This is a genomic window from Streptomyces drozdowiczii (assembly GCF_026167665.1).
GTDB lineage: Bacteria > Actinomycetota > Actinomycetes > Streptomycetales > Streptomycetaceae > Streptomyces > Streptomyces drozdowiczii_A.
On record NZ_CP098740.1, the window covers coordinates 1470268 to 1486307 of the forward strand.

General features: G+C 74.1%; 17 protein-coding genes and 1 pseudogene. 11 read left to right on the top strand and 7 right to left on the bottom strand.

Annotation, left to right across the window (positions count from 1 at the left end; translation table 11 throughout):
• Positions 1-40 precede the first annotated feature (40 nt).
• Positions 41-1258, bottom strand: a complete 1218-nt coding sequence (locus tag NEH16_RS06540; RefSeq protein ID WP_265540029.1) for an FAD-dependent monooxygenase — start codon at positions 1256-1258, stop codon at positions 41-43.
• A 395-nt stretch (positions 1259-1653) separates the two neighbouring features.
• On the opposite strand from NEH16_RS06540, the gene NEH16_RS06545 reads away from it, so the two are divergent.
• From NEH16_RS06545 to NEH16_RS06575, 7 genes are all read left to right on the top strand, one after another.
• Complete coding sequence (locus NEH16_RS06545; protein ID WP_265540031.1) at positions 1654-2838, top strand: ATP-binding protein; 1185 nt, start codon at positions 1654-1656, stop codon at positions 2836-2838.
• Positions 2835-3137, top strand: coding sequence for a hypothetical protein (locus NEH16_RS06550; protein ID WP_265540033.1), 303 nt, complete (start codon positions 2835-2837; stop codon positions 3135-3137). The genes NEH16_RS06545 and NEH16_RS06550 overlap by 4 nt, the downstream gene beginning before the upstream one ends.
• Before the next feature lie 2 nt (positions 3138-3139).
• The gene (locus NEH16_RS06555; protein WP_018105448.1) at positions 3140-3568 is read left to right on the top strand and encodes a roadblock/LC7 domain-containing protein; all 429 of its coding nucleotides are present in this window, start codon (positions 3140-3142) and stop codon (positions 3566-3568) included.
• Between the two features lie 23 nt (positions 3569-3591).
• Positions 3592-3918 (top strand): DUF742 domain-containing protein, encoded by a 327-nt coding sequence (locus NEH16_RS06560; RefSeq protein WP_018105447.1) that lies wholly within the window; start codon positions 3592-3594, stop codon positions 3916-3918.
• Positions 3896-4522: a GTP-binding protein gene (locus tag NEH16_RS06565; RefSeq protein ID WP_073967656.1), complete on the top strand. Its 627-nt coding sequence runs from the start codon at positions 3896-3898 to the stop codon at positions 4520-4522. The genes NEH16_RS06560 and NEH16_RS06565 overlap by 23 nt, the downstream gene beginning before the upstream one ends.
• Positions 4523-4616: 94 nt before the next feature.
• Positions 4617-5729, top strand: coding sequence for a cytochrome P450 (locus NEH16_RS06570; protein WP_265540038.1), 1113 nt, complete (start codon positions 4617-4619; stop codon positions 5727-5729).
• A gap of 10 nt (positions 5730-5739) precedes the next feature.
• Positions 5740-6972, top strand: a complete 1233-nt coding sequence (locus tag NEH16_RS06575) for a cytochrome P450 family protein (RefSeq protein WP_073967654.1) — start codon at positions 5740-5742, stop codon at positions 6970-6972.
• On the opposite strand, the gene NEH16_RS06580 is transcribed toward NEH16_RS06575, so the two are convergent.
• Positions 6920-7168: a CDGSH iron-sulfur domain-containing protein gene (locus NEH16_RS06580; RefSeq protein WP_073967653.1), complete on the bottom strand. Its 249-nt coding sequence runs from the start codon at positions 7166-7168 to the stop codon at positions 6920-6922. The genes NEH16_RS06575 and NEH16_RS06580 overlap by 53 nt on opposite strands.
• A complete protein-coding gene (locus NEH16_RS06585; protein WP_265540041.1) occupies positions 7152-7838 on the bottom strand; it encodes a HemK2/MTQ2 family protein methyltransferase in 687 nt (228 codons plus the stop codon). The genes NEH16_RS06580 and NEH16_RS06585 overlap by 17 nt, the downstream gene beginning before the upstream one ends.
• A 201-nt stretch (positions 7839-8039) precedes the next feature.
• Here NEH16_RS06585 and NEH16_RS06590 point away from each other — a divergent pair, with 201 nt between their 5' ends.
• Positions 8040-8900, top strand: a complete 861-nt coding sequence (locus NEH16_RS06590) for an SDR family oxidoreductase (protein WP_265540043.1) — start codon at positions 8040-8042, stop codon at positions 8898-8900.
• 8 nt (positions 8901-8908) lie between these two features.
• Here NEH16_RS06590 and NEH16_RS06595 read toward each other — a convergent pair whose 3' ends face one another.
• From NEH16_RS06595 to NEH16_RS06605, 3 genes and pseudogenes are all read right to left on the bottom strand, one after another.
• Positions 8909-10471: a phytoene desaturase family protein gene (locus NEH16_RS06595; RefSeq protein ID WP_265540046.1), complete on the bottom strand. Its 1563-nt coding sequence runs from the start codon at positions 10469-10471 to the stop codon at positions 8909-8911.
• Positions 10472-10502: 31 nt separating this feature from the next.
• A complete protein-coding gene (locus tag NEH16_RS06600) occupies positions 10503-10958 on the bottom strand; it encodes an SRPBCC family protein (protein WP_265540048.1) in 456 nt (151 codons plus the stop codon).
• 35 nt (positions 10959-10993) lie between these two features.
• A pseudogene (locus NEH16_RS06605) lies at positions 10994-12894 on the bottom strand (alkyl/aryl-sulfatase).
• A gap of 182 nt (positions 12895-13076) precedes the next feature.
• Between NEH16_RS06605 and NEH16_RS06610 the strand changes: the two are divergent.
• Entirely contained in the window at positions 13077-13355 is a 279-nt protein-coding gene (locus tag NEH16_RS06610) for a metal-sensitive transcriptional regulator (RefSeq protein ID WP_265540050.1), read from the top strand.
• 16 nt (positions 13356-13371) lie between these two features.
• Here NEH16_RS06610 and NEH16_RS06615 read toward each other — a convergent pair whose 3' ends face one another.
• On the bottom strand, positions 13372-14013 hold the full coding sequence (locus tag NEH16_RS06615; RefSeq protein ID WP_265540052.1) for a class I SAM-dependent DNA methyltransferase: 642 nt from the start codon (positions 14011-14013) through the stop codon (positions 13372-13374).
• Positions 14014-14242: 229 nt separating this feature from the next.
• Between NEH16_RS06615 and NEH16_RS06620 the strand changes: the two genes are divergently transcribed.
• The gene (locus NEH16_RS06620) at positions 14243-15124 is read left to right on the top strand and encodes an alpha/beta fold hydrolase (protein WP_265540054.1); all 882 of its coding nucleotides are present in this window, start codon (positions 14243-14245) and stop codon (positions 15122-15124) included.
• Entirely contained in the window at positions 15117-16037 is a 921-nt protein-coding gene (locus tag NEH16_RS06625; RefSeq protein ID WP_265540056.1) for a formylglycine-generating enzyme family protein, read from the top strand. Before NEH16_RS06620 ends, NEH16_RS06625 begins: the two co-directional genes overlap by 8 nt.
• Positions 16038-16040: the final 3 nt, after the last annotated feature.

Here is a 16040-nt window from a genome sequence, read left to right on the forward strand (position 1 = left end):
GGCGCGAGGGGGCGGTGACGGCCCCCTCGCGCTCCCGGGGTTACCTCACCTTCAGGCTGTGGCCGCCGAAGCCGCTGCTGCGGTCGGAGCCGCTGTTCTGGTCCTGCCACCAGGCGTCGAACTCGGGCTGGTGCATGGCCGACCAGTCCGGGGTGTTCTCCACCTGGGTGCTGCCCATGCGGCGGGCGAGGGCGACCATGGCGGAGCCGACCGCGCCGCGCCCGGCGTCGTAACGCTCCAGCACGTCCTTCCAGCTGTCCCCGGCGATCCAGGCGGCCTCCAGGGCGGTCGCGTCCTGGAGCGCCTTCACGCTGCCGGCGCCGACGTGCGGGCGGGCGACGCTGGCGGCGTCGCCGACGAGCGCCATCCGGCCCGACGTGTAGTGCGGGACGACCAGGTCGTAGATGGGCTGGATGAAGGTGGTCCCGGCGGGCGTGCCGAGCACCTTGTCCGCCCAGAACGGCGGGAAGTGGTCGGCGACCAGGGCGCGCAGCCAGTCGGTCAGCTCGGAGTTGAGGCGGCCGGGCGGGAGCGAGGTGGGGGTGCGCAGGTCCGGGTGGAGGCCGTCGGTCTGCGGGGGCGTGGTGTAGAGCACCCAGTTGAGGCGGTGGCCGCCGGTGCCGTCCGGGATGCGGTAGATCATGCAGTGGCCGCCGGGGAAGACGATGTTGTGGGCGTCGAGCCCGTCCGACGGCAGCCCCTCGACGTCCTCGGAGGCGCCGCGCCAGCCGATGTAGCCGGCGTACTCGGGGCTGATGCCGGGGAACATGGCCTCGCGGACCACGGAGCGGTAGCCGTCGGCGCCGATGACCAGGTCGAACCGCTCCTGGTGGCCGTCGGCGAGCCGCAGCGCCACCCCGTCGTCGGCCGGCTCCACGGCGGTGACGACGGCGCCGGAGCGGTAGTCGACGCCCTCGGGGACCCGGCTGCGCAGCTCGCTCCAGAGCGAGCCCCAGTTGTAGGCGCGGAACGGGAACGGCTGCTGCCCGAAGCCCCGGCCGTGCGGCGCGTCTCCGTCCCGTACGCTCCACACCCGCCGGGTCAGCGGCGCCCAGGGCATCTCGGGGGCCACGTATCCGGCCTCTCTCAGCTCCTCGTAGCGGTCGCTCTGGAGGGCGATTCCGACGCCCCGGTCCCGGAGTTCGGCGTCGGCGCGCTCGAAGACGGTGACGCGGTCCGCTCCGGCGCGCGACGCGGCCAGGGCCGTGGCACACCCCGCTATGCTCCCGCCGACCACGGCGATGCTGCCTCCACGCATGACTGGCTCTCCACTCACTTGATGTCCCGGCCGTCCGCCCGGCGGCTCTCCCGCCGGGGCGCCGGGGCGGTATGACGCTTGCTCGGGCGCTGGCCGGCCGCGCCTTCGCGGTCGCGGCCCGCACCGAATCCTAGCGAGGGGCGTGCGGCGCGTGAGCGGCCAGGTGCTTGTGGTTTTCAGCCACCGATACATCGTCAACAGTCGTCCGGTGTGCGGACCTTGGTCATTTCTGATTAGTGTTCTGTCATGTCCCCCTCGCCGGTGAACTGCTCGACCCCCCACCCGGCGGCCGGCTTCGGCAGCGGGTTGACCGGCTGCGGCGGACCGTGGCCCGGCCTGCCCGCCGGTGCCCGCGCGGCCGGCGGAACCGTCCCCCTGATTTCCGCGAGGACCCCATGACCGAACCGATATTGATCCTGCTCGCGCTGGCGGCGGGGGCCTGCGTCTCGCTGTGGTTCCTGCGCCGGGCCCGCGCCGAGAGAAGGCGGGCCGAAGAATTCCGTCAGCAGCGCGAGCAGTTGGCCCAGCAGATCCGGGCCGCCGAGCAGTACGTGGCGCATATCGCCCAGAGCGTCGTCCAGGCGGCCGCGTCCGAGGCGCAGACCGGCCGCCCCTACCAACTGGATTCGGCCATCCCGCCGCAGCTGGCCCACACCCAGCTCGCCAACGGGCTGACCGCCCTGGCGAACCAGGTGCGCTCCGCGATCACCATGACGGGCCGCCTCGCGCAGAACGCCGCCGAGGAACAGCTCACCCAGGTATGGGCGGAGACGGAGCGTCAGGTCGCCCAGGCCCGCCAGGAGTCGGTGGACACGGCCCGGGCGGCGGTACGCGCCTTCGCGTCCAGCACCGTGCACCGCGCGGCGAAGCTGAGCAGCACGATCAGCGCCGGGGTGCGGCGCCATGTGTCGGACGACGCGTACGCCACCCTGGTCGAGATGGACCACCTGGCGCAGCAGATGCTGCTCACCGCGTCCGGCTACGGCGTCCTGGCCGGTGACAAGCTGTCGCGGCGCTGGCCCGCCACCACGCTGACCGATGTGGTCCGCACCGCCATGGGCCGGGTGGAGGGCTACCAGCGCGTCCAGCACACCGACCTGGAGTCCTTCGCGGTGCGCAGCCGGTCCGTGGAGGCGGTCGTCCACACCCTGGCGGTGCTGCTGGACAACGCCCTGCGCTACTCGCCGCCCAACGCCCTGGTGCACGTCTCCCTGGAGCACGGGGCGAACGCCGCGTTCCTCGTCGTGGACGACGCCGGTCTGCGGATGGAGGACGAGCGGCTGACCTGGGCCCGCGAGGTGATGTCCGGCGAGCAGCGCGACGACATCACCCGGCTGGGCGCCTATCCGCAGACGGGTCTGCGGGTGGCCTCGGTCCTGGCCCACCAGTACGGCTTCCGCGTCGAGCTGACCGCGCCGAACCTCTACGGCGGCACCCGCGCGATCATCGTGCTGCCGCAGGAGCTGCTGACGACGCCGGGGCCGTCCCGGCCGGTGTCCGCGCAGTCGCTGCCCACGGCCCGGAAGGCCACCGCCCCGCCGGCCCCCGGCCGGCCCCGCTCCCGGAGGCCCCGCCCATGACCGGGACCGCACCCGAGCCCGCCGCACCCGCACCCGCCACGCCCGCGCCTGCCGCGGCCCCCGCCGCAGCCGCCCCGCCCGCCCCGCCCGCCGAGGAGCCCGCGTCCGGTCCGGCGCCCGCGACCACGGCCAGCGGGCTCACCGTCCGCCGGCGCGGGACGCGGCCCGCCACCGGGGCGCGGCCCGGGCCGGAACCGGAGGTCGAGCCGGGCAGGCCCGCGGTGGCCGCCGCGTGGATGGCGGGCAGCCGCCGCAGCCGGGACAACCAGAACACCGCTCGTACGGACGAAGGACGTTGATCATGTCGGACACGCACGCGAACACCCTGGGCTGGCTGCTGGACGAGCAGCTCGGATCGGTGGAGGGCGTCCGGTACGCCGTGCTGATGAGCGGCGACGGACTGCTGAAGGCGCGGACGCGCACCATCAGCCAGGAGGACGGCGAGAAGCTGGCCGCCCTCACCGCGTCGCTGCGCGCCTCGGGCCGCGCCTGGGACGAGTTCACCGGCGGACAGGGCGTGCGCCAGCAGCTGATCGAGTCCGTGTCCACGATCGGGCTGACCACCGCGGCCGGGCACCACACCATGCTGTCCGTCGTCACCACGGGCCCGCACGCCGACGTCGGCCTGATCAGCCACCACATGGCCCTGCTCGTCGTCCGCCTGGGCGAGCAGCTGGGCACCAGGGAGCGCACCCCGGTGCTCCAGCCGGACGGCGGCCCCGCCGCATGAGCGGCCCACGGCACGATCCGGACATGGTCAGGCCCTACGTCCGTACGGGCGGGCGGGTCCGCCCGGACCGGGATGTGCGCCTGGAGAGCGTGGTCGTCGCCGCGCCGGGACCGGCCGGTGAGCTGGGGCCCGACGCGCGGCGGGTGATGAGCCTGTTCGCGGTGGGCCGGGGCGGTCTGGCCGTCGCCGACATCGCGGCCGCGCTCCAGCTGCCGCCCTCCACCGTCCGGATCATCGTGTCCTCCCTGATGGACAGCGGCCATCTGGCCAGCCCGGCCCCGGCCGCCGGGGACCAGCCCCGAAACGACCTCCTCCAGAAGGTGCTCGATGGACTCCGAGAACTGGTCTGACGCCGCGAACGGCGTCTCGTACGTACCGGCGACGGTGACCCAGTCCGCCAAGATCGTGATCGCCGGTGGCTTCGGCGTCGGCAAGACGACCTTCATCGGCAGCGTCTCGGAGGTCCGGCCGCTGCGGATGGAGGAGCCGATCACCGAGGACAGCGTCGGCGTGGACGACCTGCGCGGGGTGCCGGACAAGACCACGACGACCGTGGGCATGGACTTCGGCCGCATCCACCTGGCCGGCGGCGCCCTCGCCCTCTATCTGTTCGGCCTGCCGGGACAGGTGCGGTTCCAGCCGGTCTGGGAGGACCTGGCCCACGGCGCGCTCGGCTGCCTGGTGCTGGCCGACACGCGCGACCTGGACGCCAGCCACGAGGCGCTGGGGCTCCTGGAGGACCAGGGCATTCCGTACGCGGTCGCGATCAACGTGTTCCCGGACGCGCCCGGCTACGGCCTCGCCGAGATCCGCGAGGCCCTGGCCCTGGACCCGGAGACGCCCCTGACCACCTGTGACGCCCGGGACCGCACCTCCTGCGTGTACGCCCTGATCACGCTCACGGAATACCTCGCCGCACAACGATCGGCCCTCTCCCTGGAGCCCACGCCATGACGTCCCCCAGCACCGCCCTGCCGTCGGCCCCTCGGGCCGGGTCGCGCTCTACGACCCGGAGTACGCCGCCGACCCGCATGCCGCGTACGAGCGGATGCGGGCGGTGTACGGGCCGCTGGTGCCCGTCGAGCTGTCCCCGGGCATCCCGGCCACCCTGGTGATCGGCTACTTCCAGGCCCGGCGCATCCTCAACGACCCCCTGTACTTCCCGCACGACCCGCGCGTCTGGCAGGAGCAGGTGCCGGCCTCCTGCCCGGTGCGGCCGATGATGGAGTGGCGGCCCAACGCCCTGCGCAGCAGCGGCACCGCGCACGCCCGCTACCGGTCCGCCAACACCACCGCGATCGACGCCGTGGACCAGCACGAGCTGCGGGCCCGGGTGGAGAAGCTGGCCGAGGCCGCCATCGGGGACTTCATCACGGCGGGCCGGGCCGACGTACTCACCCAGTACGCCTGGCCGATCGCCTTCCGCGTGCTCAGCTCCCTGCTCGGCTGCCCCGACGAGATCGGGGCGCGCATCGCCGACGGGATGTCCCGGATCTTCGAGGCGACGGACGCCCAGCGGGGCAACGAGATCCTGGGCCAGGCGGTCGCCGACCTGGTCGAACTGCGCCGGCGCCACCCCGCCGACGACATCACCTCCCGGCTGCTCGGCCACGCGGCGCAGCTGACCGACGAGGAGATGGGCCACCAGCTGGTCACGCTGTACGGGGCGGGCATCGAGCCGCTGACCAATCTCATCGCCAACACCCAGCTGAAGATCCTCACCGACGAGGAGTTCTCCGCCGGGCTGCACGCCGGGCACTCCACCGTGCGGGACGCGCTCGACACCGTCCTCTACACCGACCCGCCGATGGCGAACTACTGCATCACCTACCCGCCCTATCCGGCGGACATCGACGGGGTGCTGCTCCCCGCCCACCAGCCGGTCCTGATCTCGATGGCCGGCTGCAACAACGACCCGGCGATCAGTGAGGCGTCCGGCGGCATCGCGGGCAACCGGGCCCATCTGGCGTGGAGCATCGGCCCGCACACCTGCCCGGCGCGCTCGCACGCGTACCTGATCGCGGAGACCGCGGTCACCTATCTGCTCGACGCCCTGCCCGAGATGGACCTCGCGGTCCCGGCCGCCGAACTGCGCTGGCGCCCGGGCCCGTTCCACCGCGCGCTGGAATCCCTCCCCATCGTCTTCCACGCCTCCCACTGAAGGAGACCCCATGTCCGAGCAGCCGATCATCGTCCTCGACCCCGCGGGCACCGACCGCCACGCGGAGTACCGGGCGCTGCGCGAGCGCGGTCCCGCCACCCGCGTCGACGTCCTCGGGGTCACCGCCTGGTCCGTCAGCGACCCGGTCCTGCTGAAGGAGCTGCTGACCAGCTCGCAGGTCTCGAAGGACGCCCGGGCGCACTGGCCGGCGTTCGCCGAGACGGTGGCCACCTGGCCGCTCGCGCTGTGGGTGGCGGTGAACAACATGTTCACCGCGTACGGCGGCGACCACCGGCGGCTGCGCCGGATGATCGCCCCCGCGTTCAGCGCCCGCCGCATCCAGGACCTGCGCGTCTCGGTGGAGAAGGTCGTCGCCGAACTCCTCGACGGCATCGCCGCCCGGCCCGCCGGCGAACCGGTCGACCTGCGCACCGAGCTGGCCTACCCGCTCCCGATCGCGGTGATCGGCCGGCTCATGGGCGTCCCCGACGACCAGCTCGACGGCTTCCGCTCCAAGGTCGACGGCGTCTTCGACACCACGCTCACCGTGGAGGAGGCCACCGCCAACACGGCCGCCCTGTACGGGGCGCTCGACCAGCTCATCGCCGCCAAGCGGGCGCGGCCGGGCGACGACATGACCTCGCTGCTGCTCGCCACCCGCGACGAGGAGGGCGACGGCGGCCGCCTCAGCGACGAGGAGCTGCGCGACACGCTGCTCCTGATGATCTCCGCCGGTTACGACACCACGGTCAACGTGATCGACCAGGCGATCACCGCCCTGCTGACCCACCCGGAACAGCTCGCCCACCTCCGCGAGGGCCGCGCCGACTGGAACGACGTGGTCGAGGAGACCCTGCGCCACGAGCCGGCGGTCAAGCACATCCCGATGCGCTACGCCCTCTCGGACATCCCCCTGCCCGACGGTCAGAAGATCGCCCGGGGCGAGGCGATCCTGGTCTCCTTCGCCCCCGCCAACCGCCACCCCGACTGGCACGGCGAGACGGCCGACGACTTCGATGTGACCCGTACCGCCAAGGACCACCTGGCCTTCGGCCACGGTGTGCACTTCTGCCTCGGCGCCCCGCTCGCCCGGCTGGAGATCGCGACGGCCCTGCGTCAGCTCTTCGAGCGCTTCCCGGACATCAGCCTCGCGGTCCCCGCCGAGGACCTGCTCCCGCTCCCGTCCCTGATCAGCAACGGCCACCAGGCCCTTCCGGTCCGCCTTCACCCGACGGCGGGCTGACGGGCCGCCGGTGACGGCGGTGGCTGGTGTCGCACCAGGGGTACATCCGGCTGCGGCGGCAGGTGCAGACCGCGACGACGAAGCGGTCGGAGGTGACGGTCGAGCCGTCCTCCCGGACGATCTCGACCGGTCCCTCGATCAGTACCGGGCCGCCCGGCTCGACGGTCAGGCGGCGGGGTTCACGGGCGTTCGGCACGGATGACCACCAGTTCCTCGGTGTCGTCGCGGGGGCCGAGCAGGCCCCGCGCCCGGAGCCACGGCAGGCGCGCGGTCATGACCGGCCCGAAGGGTACGGAGGACCGGCTCGTCACCGCCGCGCGCAGGCCGCTCGCGGTCAGCCGGGCCAGGGTCTCCTCCGCCCCGCACAGCCCGGAGTGGACGAGGAGCAGCACGCCATTCGGGTGCAGGGCGTCGTGGGCGTGCGCGCAGATGCGGTCCAGGGCCTGCCGGCCGCAGAGCCCGGCGTCCCAGGCGACCTCCGGGCCGTGGGCGCGGACGCGGCGGACCTGCGGGGCCGGGACGTACGGGGGGTTGCTCACGATCAGGTGGAAGCGCCGGCCGAGTACGGGGCCGGTGAGGTCGCCGCGCAGCACCCGGACCCGGTGGCCGGCGCGGGCGGCGTTCAGGCGGGTGGTCAGGACGGCCCGCCGCGAGATGTCGATCGCGGAGACCCGGGCCCCGCTGCGCGCCGCCAGCAGGGCCAGGGCGCCGCTGCCCGTGCAGACGTCCAGGACGTCCATGCCGGCGGCCGGGCCCTCGGCCTGGAGCGCCCGCGCCAGCAGGTGGGTGTCGGCCTGCGGGGCGTAGACGCCGGGCAGGGTCCAGAGCCGGCCCAGGTCGACGGGCGGTGCGGCGGTAGTCGTCATCCGAATCCTCCATGAGGGGGAAGGCGGTCCCCGCTCTCACCGGCGCGTCCTCATCCAGTCCAGCGTGGCCGGACCCGCCGCCCACCGCGACCCGGGAGGCCGTCTGCCGGGCCTCCCGCCGCGCACATCCGGCACCTCCGGGCGACCATGGCCGGACAGGCCCTGGGCACCCCGGCCCTCCCGTCACCGCGAAGGAGTCCCGTGACTGACCGGAAGCACCTGCTGAGCGGCCGCACGGCCGTGGTGACGGGCGGGGCGCGCGGCCTCGGGAAGGCCGTGGCCCGGGAGCTGGCAGCCCGGGGCGCCCGGGTGGCCCTGCTCGGCCTGGAGGAGGAAGCGCTCGCCGGGGTGGCCGCCACGCTCCCCGCGCCCTCCGGGCACTGGCATGTGGACGTCACCGACGACGCGGCGATGGCCCGCGTCGCCGACGAGGTGCGCCGACGGCTGGGCCCCGCTTCGGTGGTCGTCGCCAACGCGGGCGTGGCGGAGGGCGGGCCGTTCGCGGACTCCGACCCGGTGAGCTGGCGGCGCGTGATCGAGGTCAATCTGATCGGCAGCGCGGTCACCGCCCGGGTGTTCCTGCCGCAGCTCCTGGACACCCGGGGGCACTACCTCCAGGTCGCCTCGCTGGCGTCCATCGGGGCCGCGCCGATGATGAGCGCGTACTGCGCCTCCAAAGCGGGCGTGGAGGCCCTGTGCCACTCGCTGCGCGCGGAGCTGGCGCCGAACGGTGTCGGGGTGGGCATCGCGTATCTGAACTGGATCGACACCGACATGGTCCGGGATGCCGACCAGTACCCCGTGCTGCGCGAGCTGCGCGCCCACATGCCCCCGCCGGCCCGCAGGACCTACCCGGCTCCTTACGTGGCCCGGCGCCTGGTGGCCGCGATCGAGCGGCGGTCGCCGTCGGTGTACGTCCCCGGCTGGCTGCGGGGCGTCCAGGCCGTGCGGGCGGCACTCCCGGGGGTGGTCTCCCTCGCGACCCGCAAGGAGCTGACCCGCTCCGAGTTCACGGCCACGGGTCTGCTGGGGGCCGGGGGACGCGCGGCGGAGGACGCGTAGGGCGCACGTCAGCGCCGCAGTCGCTTCCGCAGCGCCGCGCGTGCCGCGTTCGCGCCCGGGGCACCGTGCACCCCGCCGCCCGGGTGCGCCGAGGCCGAGGCCAGGTACAGCCCCCTGACCGGGGTCTCGGGGCGGCCGGTGCCCGGGGTCGGGCGGAACACCAGTTGCTGGTGCGCCGCCGTCGTACCGCCGTTGATGGCGCCGCCGCGCAGGTTGGCGTCCATGGATTCGATGGTCGGGGGCGCCAGCAGGCGGCGGGCCACGATGCGGGAGCGGAAGCCGGGGGCCCAGCGCTCCACCTCGTGCTCCATGCGGTCGGCCATGGCTTCCTGCTCGCCCCGGTCCCACCGCCCGGTCAGCCCGTCCTCGCCCGCGTCGCCCTTGATGCGGTGCGGGACGTGGGTGTAGGCCCAGGCGGCCTCGGTGCCGGCCGGTGAGCGGGTGGCGTCGGCGGTGCTCATCTGGCCGAAGAGGAGGAACGGCCGGTCCGGCACCTGCCCCGTGGCGATCTGCGCCGCGAACCGGGTGAGGCCGTCGACCCCGTCCGCCAGGTGCACGGTGCCCGCCGTGGCCGCCGGGGCGGCGGTCCAGGGCACCGGGCCGTTCAGCGCCCAGTCCACCTTGAACGTCGCGAAGTCCCACTGGAAGCGGCGCAGGTCGTCCAGGAGCCGGCCGGGCAGGTGGTGGGCGTCGACCAGTCCGCCGTAGAGCGCCGGGGCGGACACGTCGGCGAGCACGGCACGGGACGCGGGCACGGCCTCGCCCTTCTCGGTGCGTACGCCGACGGCGCGTCCGCCGCGTACGACGACCTCCGTGACCCGCTCACCGCAGCGGAGCACGCCGCCGTGCCGTTCGAGGCGCCGCACCAGGGCCGCCGTGAGGGCGCCCGCGCCCCCGAGCGGCACCGGGAAGCCGTAGGTCTGCCCGAGCATGGACATCAGCCAGCCGAAGCCGCCGCTCCCGGCCGCCTCGGGGCCGAGGTCGGCGTGGAGCGCGGTGCCCGCCAGCAGGACCCTGGCCGCCTCGCCGCCGAACCGCTCCTCGCCCAGGCGGCGTACGGGCAGCAGCAGGGTCCGCGCCAGGCGGAGCCCCCCGGCGGCCCGGAGCCGGGCGGCGAGGCGGACGCCCGAGCGCACCGGCGGGAAGGGGGTGAAGAGGGCGCCCAGCACATCGCGGCGCACCCGGTCCCAGGTGTCGCACAGCTCCAGCCACGCCGCCCCGTCGCCCTCCGCGAAGGCGTCGAGCCCCGCGGCGGTGTCCCGCGCGTCGCTCTCCAGCACCGCGCACCGCCCGTCCGGCAGCGGGTGCGCCAGGACCCGGGGCGCGCGCGACCAGCGCAGCCCCTCCTCCTGGAGGTCGAGCCCGTCGATGACCGGGGAGGCCGCGGCCAGCGGATAGAACGCGCTGAACAGGTCGGAGACGTAATCGGGATGCACACCTCGGTCGCTGCGCACGGCCCCGCCGGGCTCGGGCTGGGCCTCCAGGACCTCGACGCTCCACCCCGCGGCGGCGAGCAGGTTCGCCGCGACGAGCCCGTTGGGGCCCGCGCCGATGACCACGGCGTCCGGCATCGATGCCTCCAGGTGGGTCGTGGGAAGGGCTTCAGACCGCTTCGCGGGTGCCCTTCGGGGCCGCCTCGACGGTCTGCGCGAGACGGGCGAGGACGCTGCGGTGGCGGAGCTGGATCACGGCGTCGACGGCCGTGTTGTGGAGCTTGCCCGCCGGTCCGCGCAGGGGGTGCTCATCCAGGGTGACCAGGGCGTTGTCGCCCCACTGCCGCACCTCCAGGGCGATCCGGGCGGTGCCGATCCGCCCGCTGTCGGCCTCCAGCTCCAGGATGTGCGGGGCCTCGCACCGCCGGACGATCGTCCGGCCCTGCACGGACCACCGGCCGATGCCCAGGGTGTACGTGAGGCTGGCGCCGACCTCCGGCCAGTTGCCCCGGCGGGGGCGTGAGCCGGAGGTCCCGACCACCCAGTCGCTGTAGCGCGCGGGGTCGGCGAGGACGCGCCAGACGTCCGCCACCGCGGCCTCGATCAGGCGATGCCGTACTGCCATCGGTCCTCCAGGTTCTCGTGGGTCGCGCCGGACGCTCAGGGGGTGACGATCGCGAAGTCCGGGTCCGGGGCGTCGAGGTACCCGAGCAGTTCGGCCAGCCGGCCGGCGTCCCCGGTGACCTCGACGCCGGGGCGGGCCGCCAGGTCGCCGGGCCGCACCGCGCCCACCAGGACGTCCCGCAGGTCCGCCTCGGTCAGGGCGAAGGCGATGTCGGGTTCGCCCGCGGCAGGACCGGTGCCCACGACATGGGTGAGGACACCGTTGCGCAGCCGCATCGTGAGGGGTTCGGCGCCGGCGATGTCCCACCGGACGGTGATGTCCGCGTCCCAGGCGCGGGGGCCGTTGACCCGGATGGCGACCGAGTCCACCAGCTGGCCCAGGGTGAGGGCGGCCAGGACGTCCGGTGACGCCGTGTCCGTGGGGGTGCCGAGGCTGCCGTGGCGCAGTTCGTGGGCGCCCATCAGGTAGACGCTGCGCCAGGTCCCGTTCTCGCTGCCATAGCCCAGCTGCTCCAGTGCGTCGGCCTGGAGCGCGCGCGCCTCCGCGTTGTCCGGGTCCGCGAACACCACATGGTTGACGACTTCCACCACCCAGCGGTAGTCGCCGTCCGCGAAGGACTGCCGGGCCCTGCGCAGCACTTCGCCGGCGCCGCCCATGAACTCGACGTAACGCCGGGCCGCCGGGACCGGGGGTGCTGCCACAGGTGCGCCGGGTTCCCGTCGTACCAGCCCAGGTAACGCTGGTAAATCGCCTTGGTGTTGTGGCTGACGGAGCCGTAGTAGCCGTGTGTGTGCCAGGCCCGCTCCAGGGCCGGCGGCATCACGATCTCCTCGGCGATCTCCGGCCCGGTGAGCCCTTGGTTGAGCATCCGCAGGACCTGGTCGTGGAGGTACGCGTACAGGTCGCGCTGCTCCAGGAGGAAGGAGATCACCCGCTCCCGGTCCCAGACCGGCCAGTGGTGCGAGGCGAAGGCGACGTCCGACACGTCGCCGAAGAGGCTGACCGACTCCGTGAGGTAGCGGGACCACACATGCGGGTCGCGGACCTCGGCGCCGCGCAGCGTCAGCAGGTTGTGCAGGTTGTGCGTGGCGTTCTCCGCCATGCACAGGGCGGAGAAGCCGGGGAAGTGGATGTTCAGCTCGGCCGGGGCCTCGGTGCCGGGGGTGAGCTGGAAGACCATGCGGATGCCGTCGACGGTCTCCGTCTGGCCGGTGCGGGTGATGTCGAGCGTGGGCGGGATCAGCCCGGGGGCGCCCGTCGAGACGGTCTGCCCGAGGCCCGCGCCGATCTGGCCCCGGGGCCCCTTCCGGAGGGCGGCGCCGTACATGTACGCGGCGCGCCGGCTCATCGCCGCACCCGCGTAGACGTTCTCGCTGACGGCGTGCTCCAGGAAGCCGTGCGGGGCGAGGACCGGGACTCCGGCCGCGACGTCCTCGTCGGTCAGCACGCCGCGTACGCCGCCGAAGTGGTCGACGTGGCTGTGCGTGTAGAGGACGCCGGTCACGGGCCGCTCGCCCCGGTGGGCGCGGTACAGCGCGAGGCCGGCGGCGGCCGTGGGGGCGCAGACCAGGGGGTCGATGACGAGGACCCCTCGGTCGCCCTCGACGATCGTCATGTTGGACAGGTCGAAGCCGCGCACCTGGTAGATGCCCTCGGTGACCTCGAAGAGCCCGTGCTCGGAGCAGAGCCGGCTCTGCCGCCACAGGCTGGGGTTGGCGGTGTCCGGGCACTCCTGGTCGAGGAATCCGTAGGCTTCCAGGTCCCATACGGCGGTGCCCGTGGCGTCGCGGATCAGGGGGTCCTGAGCGGTGCCCATGAACCCGCGTCGGGCGTCCTCCAGGTCCTGGGTGTCGTCGAAGGGGTAGTCGCGCCGTACGGCCTGGTTCGCCCGGGCCACCGTCCGCTCGGCGGGCTTGGCGTCGGTGTCCTGCGTCATGTCGGTCTCCCTCGCGGCGACGGCCCGGCTCCGCGCTGCGCGGGCACCGCCACCCTCACCCGGCGTACCGGGCCCCACAAGCGGGTGTACGCCGTACGGGGAGGTCAACGCGGTAGGATATACCCCTAGGGGTATGACACCGTGACCGGGGCCGCGACCGGGCTCCGCACTTGGGAGGAACCGTGGAGCTGGACATGGCGGCCGACGAGCTGAAGTCGGTGCTCAACCGGCTGAAGCGGGCCCAGGGCCAGATCGCCGGGATCGTCAGGATGATCGAGGAGGGCCGGGACTGCGAGGACGTGATCACGCAGCTGGCGGCCGTCTCGCGCGCCCTGGACCGGGCCGGTTTCGCCATCATCGCGACGGGCCTCCAGCAGTGCATGACCGACGACGGGCAGCCGGTGGTCGACCGGGACCGGATGCGGGCCCGCCTGGAGAAGCTGTTCCTCTCCCTGGCCTGAGGGGCGTCTCCCCGCGTCACGCCTTGCGGGCGAGCAGGTGGACTTCCTGGAACCGGCGCCGGTCGTCCGGCCGGGGCTCGCGGACCATCCGGGCCGTCTCGGTCAGCCCGTGATCGCGCAGCAGGCCGGAGAGGTGGTCGGGCGACCACCGGTAGGCCGTCGTGACGGCGTGGTCGAAGGACTGCGTGGGGTGGTCGGGTCCGTCGGTGGCGGAGAAGCCGATGAGGAGGTGGCCCCCGGGTGCGAGTACGCGGCCGAACTCGGCGAGGACGGGCGGGAGTTCCGTCGGCGGGGTGTGGATGACGGACCACCGCGAGAGGACACCGTCCAGCGTGCCGCCGGGGAGGCCGAGCGCGGCCATCTCCCCGACCTCGAACCGCAGTCCTGGGCAGGCCCGGCGGGCGAGCTCGACCATCGCGGGTGAGGCGTCGACCCCGAACGCGTCGAGTCCCAGGCCCGCGAGATGACCGGTGACATACCCGGGCCCGCACCCGAGGTCCGCCACCCGTCCGCCCGCGCCGACGGACTCCGCGAAGACGTCCAGCATGGCCCGGTCCAGCGGGCTGTCGCGCAACGAGTCGCTGAACAACCGCGCGTACAGCTCCGCGGCGTCGTCGTAGGCGGCACGGGTGACGGAGAGGACTTCGTGTTCGGCCATGGCGGCGAGGGTAGCGCCCTCAGGGGGCCGGGTCCGTCGCAAGCCTGGCGTGGGTCTCGACGTCGTAGCGGACGACGAAGCACCAGTCGGCGAGCGCCTGGCAGTTATATGCGGTCACTCATGCCGGGGATTATCCGGGGTACCGCCCGAGTCGCCGGCCACCCTCCTCCCCCGGCTCGGAGGGCCCCGGGCATGATCGTCGGAAGCAGCCGAACGCCTGGGGGGCGCCATGTCGTGGACCGAGCACACCGTCGTACGTGGAGGGGTCCGGCTCGTCTGCCGGGACGGGGGCGGGCCCGGTCGGCCCGTCGTCCTGCTGCACGGCCTCGCCGGACACGCGGGCGAGTGGGACGCGCTCGCGGAGCGGCTGGCGCCCCGGCACCGGGTCGTCGCGGTCGACCAGCGCGGACACGGCGCGAGCGAGCGCCGGCCGGACGACGTCTCCCGCGCCGCGTACGTGGCGGACGTCGTCGCCGTCGTACGGCAGCTGGGGCTTGAGCGGCCCGTCCTGGTGGGGCAGTCGCTGGGCGGCCACACCGCGATGCTGACGGCCGCCGCCCATCCGGAGCTGCCGGGCGCGCTCGTGCTGGTGGAGGCGGCGGCCGGTGGGCCGAACCCGGGTGTGGACGAGCACATCGGCCGGTGGCTCGACTCGTGGCCGGTGCCGTTCCCCTCCCGGGAGGCGGCGGCCGCGTTCTTCGGCGGCGGCCCGGGCGGTGACGGCTGGGCGGCGGGGCTCGTGGAGCGCGACGGCGGCTGGTGGCCGCGGTTCGACCGGGATGTGATGACCGGTTCCCTCGCGGAGAACGCCCGGCGCTCCTTCCGCGAGGAGTGGGACCGGGTCGCGTGCCCCACACTGCTCGTCGTCGCCGAGCAGAGCTTCATCCCGGCCGATGAGGTGGACGAGATGCTGCGCCGGCGCCCGGACACGCACGCGGTGAGCGTCCCCGGCACGGGCCACGACCTGCACCTGGAGCGGCCGGACGCGCTGTTCGGGGCGGTTTCGGCGTTCCTGGACGGGCCCTCCCGAGGCGCCGGGTCCGCCGTTTCCGGCCGTGGTTACGATCTCCCGGTGCCTCGGTTCCCCGACGAAGAAGGCAACGATGAGTGACCGCCCCGACGCCCCGCAGAGCTGCTGCACCCCGTCCCGGGGCGAGGCCGCCGACGCCGATCCGGTCCTGAGCATCGGGCCGGTCGCGCCGCGTGCGCCGGAGGCGGCGTACGCGGACCGGGTCGAGCTGCCCGGGGGCACGTTCCGGATGGGCAGCGAGGACCGCGATGTGAACGCGGGCGACGCGGAGGGGCCGGTGCGCGAGGTGAGCGTCGCGGGCTTCGCCATCGACGCGTACGCCGTGACGAATGACCGGTTCGCCGCGTTCGTCGAGGCCACCGGCTACCGCACGGAGGCGGAGGAGTTCGGCTGGAGCTACGTCTTCGCGAAGTTCCTGCCCGGCCATTTGCGCAAGGTCTCGCCGCGCCCGCAGCAGACCCCCTGGTGGTGCGGCGTGAGCGGCGCCCGCTGGGACGTCCCCGAAGGGCCGGGCAGCGACCTGCGCGACCGGGGCGACCACCCCGTCGTCCACGTCACCTGGCGGGACGCGCTCGCCTACTGCCAGTGGGCCGGTGGCCGGCTCCCCACGGAGGCCGAGTGGGAGTACGCCGCCCGGGGCGGGCTCGACCGGGCCCGCTATCCGTGGGGCGACGAGCTCACCCCGGGCGGCGAGCACCGCTGCAACATCTGGCAGGGCTCCTTCCCCACCCGCAACACGGAGGAGGACGGCTACGCGGGCACGGCGCCCGTCCACACGTACGCGCCCAACGGGTTCGGGCTGTACAACACGGCCGGCAATGTGTGGGAGTGGTCCGCCGACACCTGGCAGCCCGGCACCGACGACCGCCGGACCATGCGCGGCGGCTCGTACCTGTGCCACGACTCGTACTGCAACCGCTACCGCGTCGCGGCCCGCACCTCGAACACGGTGGACAGCTCGGCGGGCAACATCGGCTTCCGGGTGGTGTGGTGACAC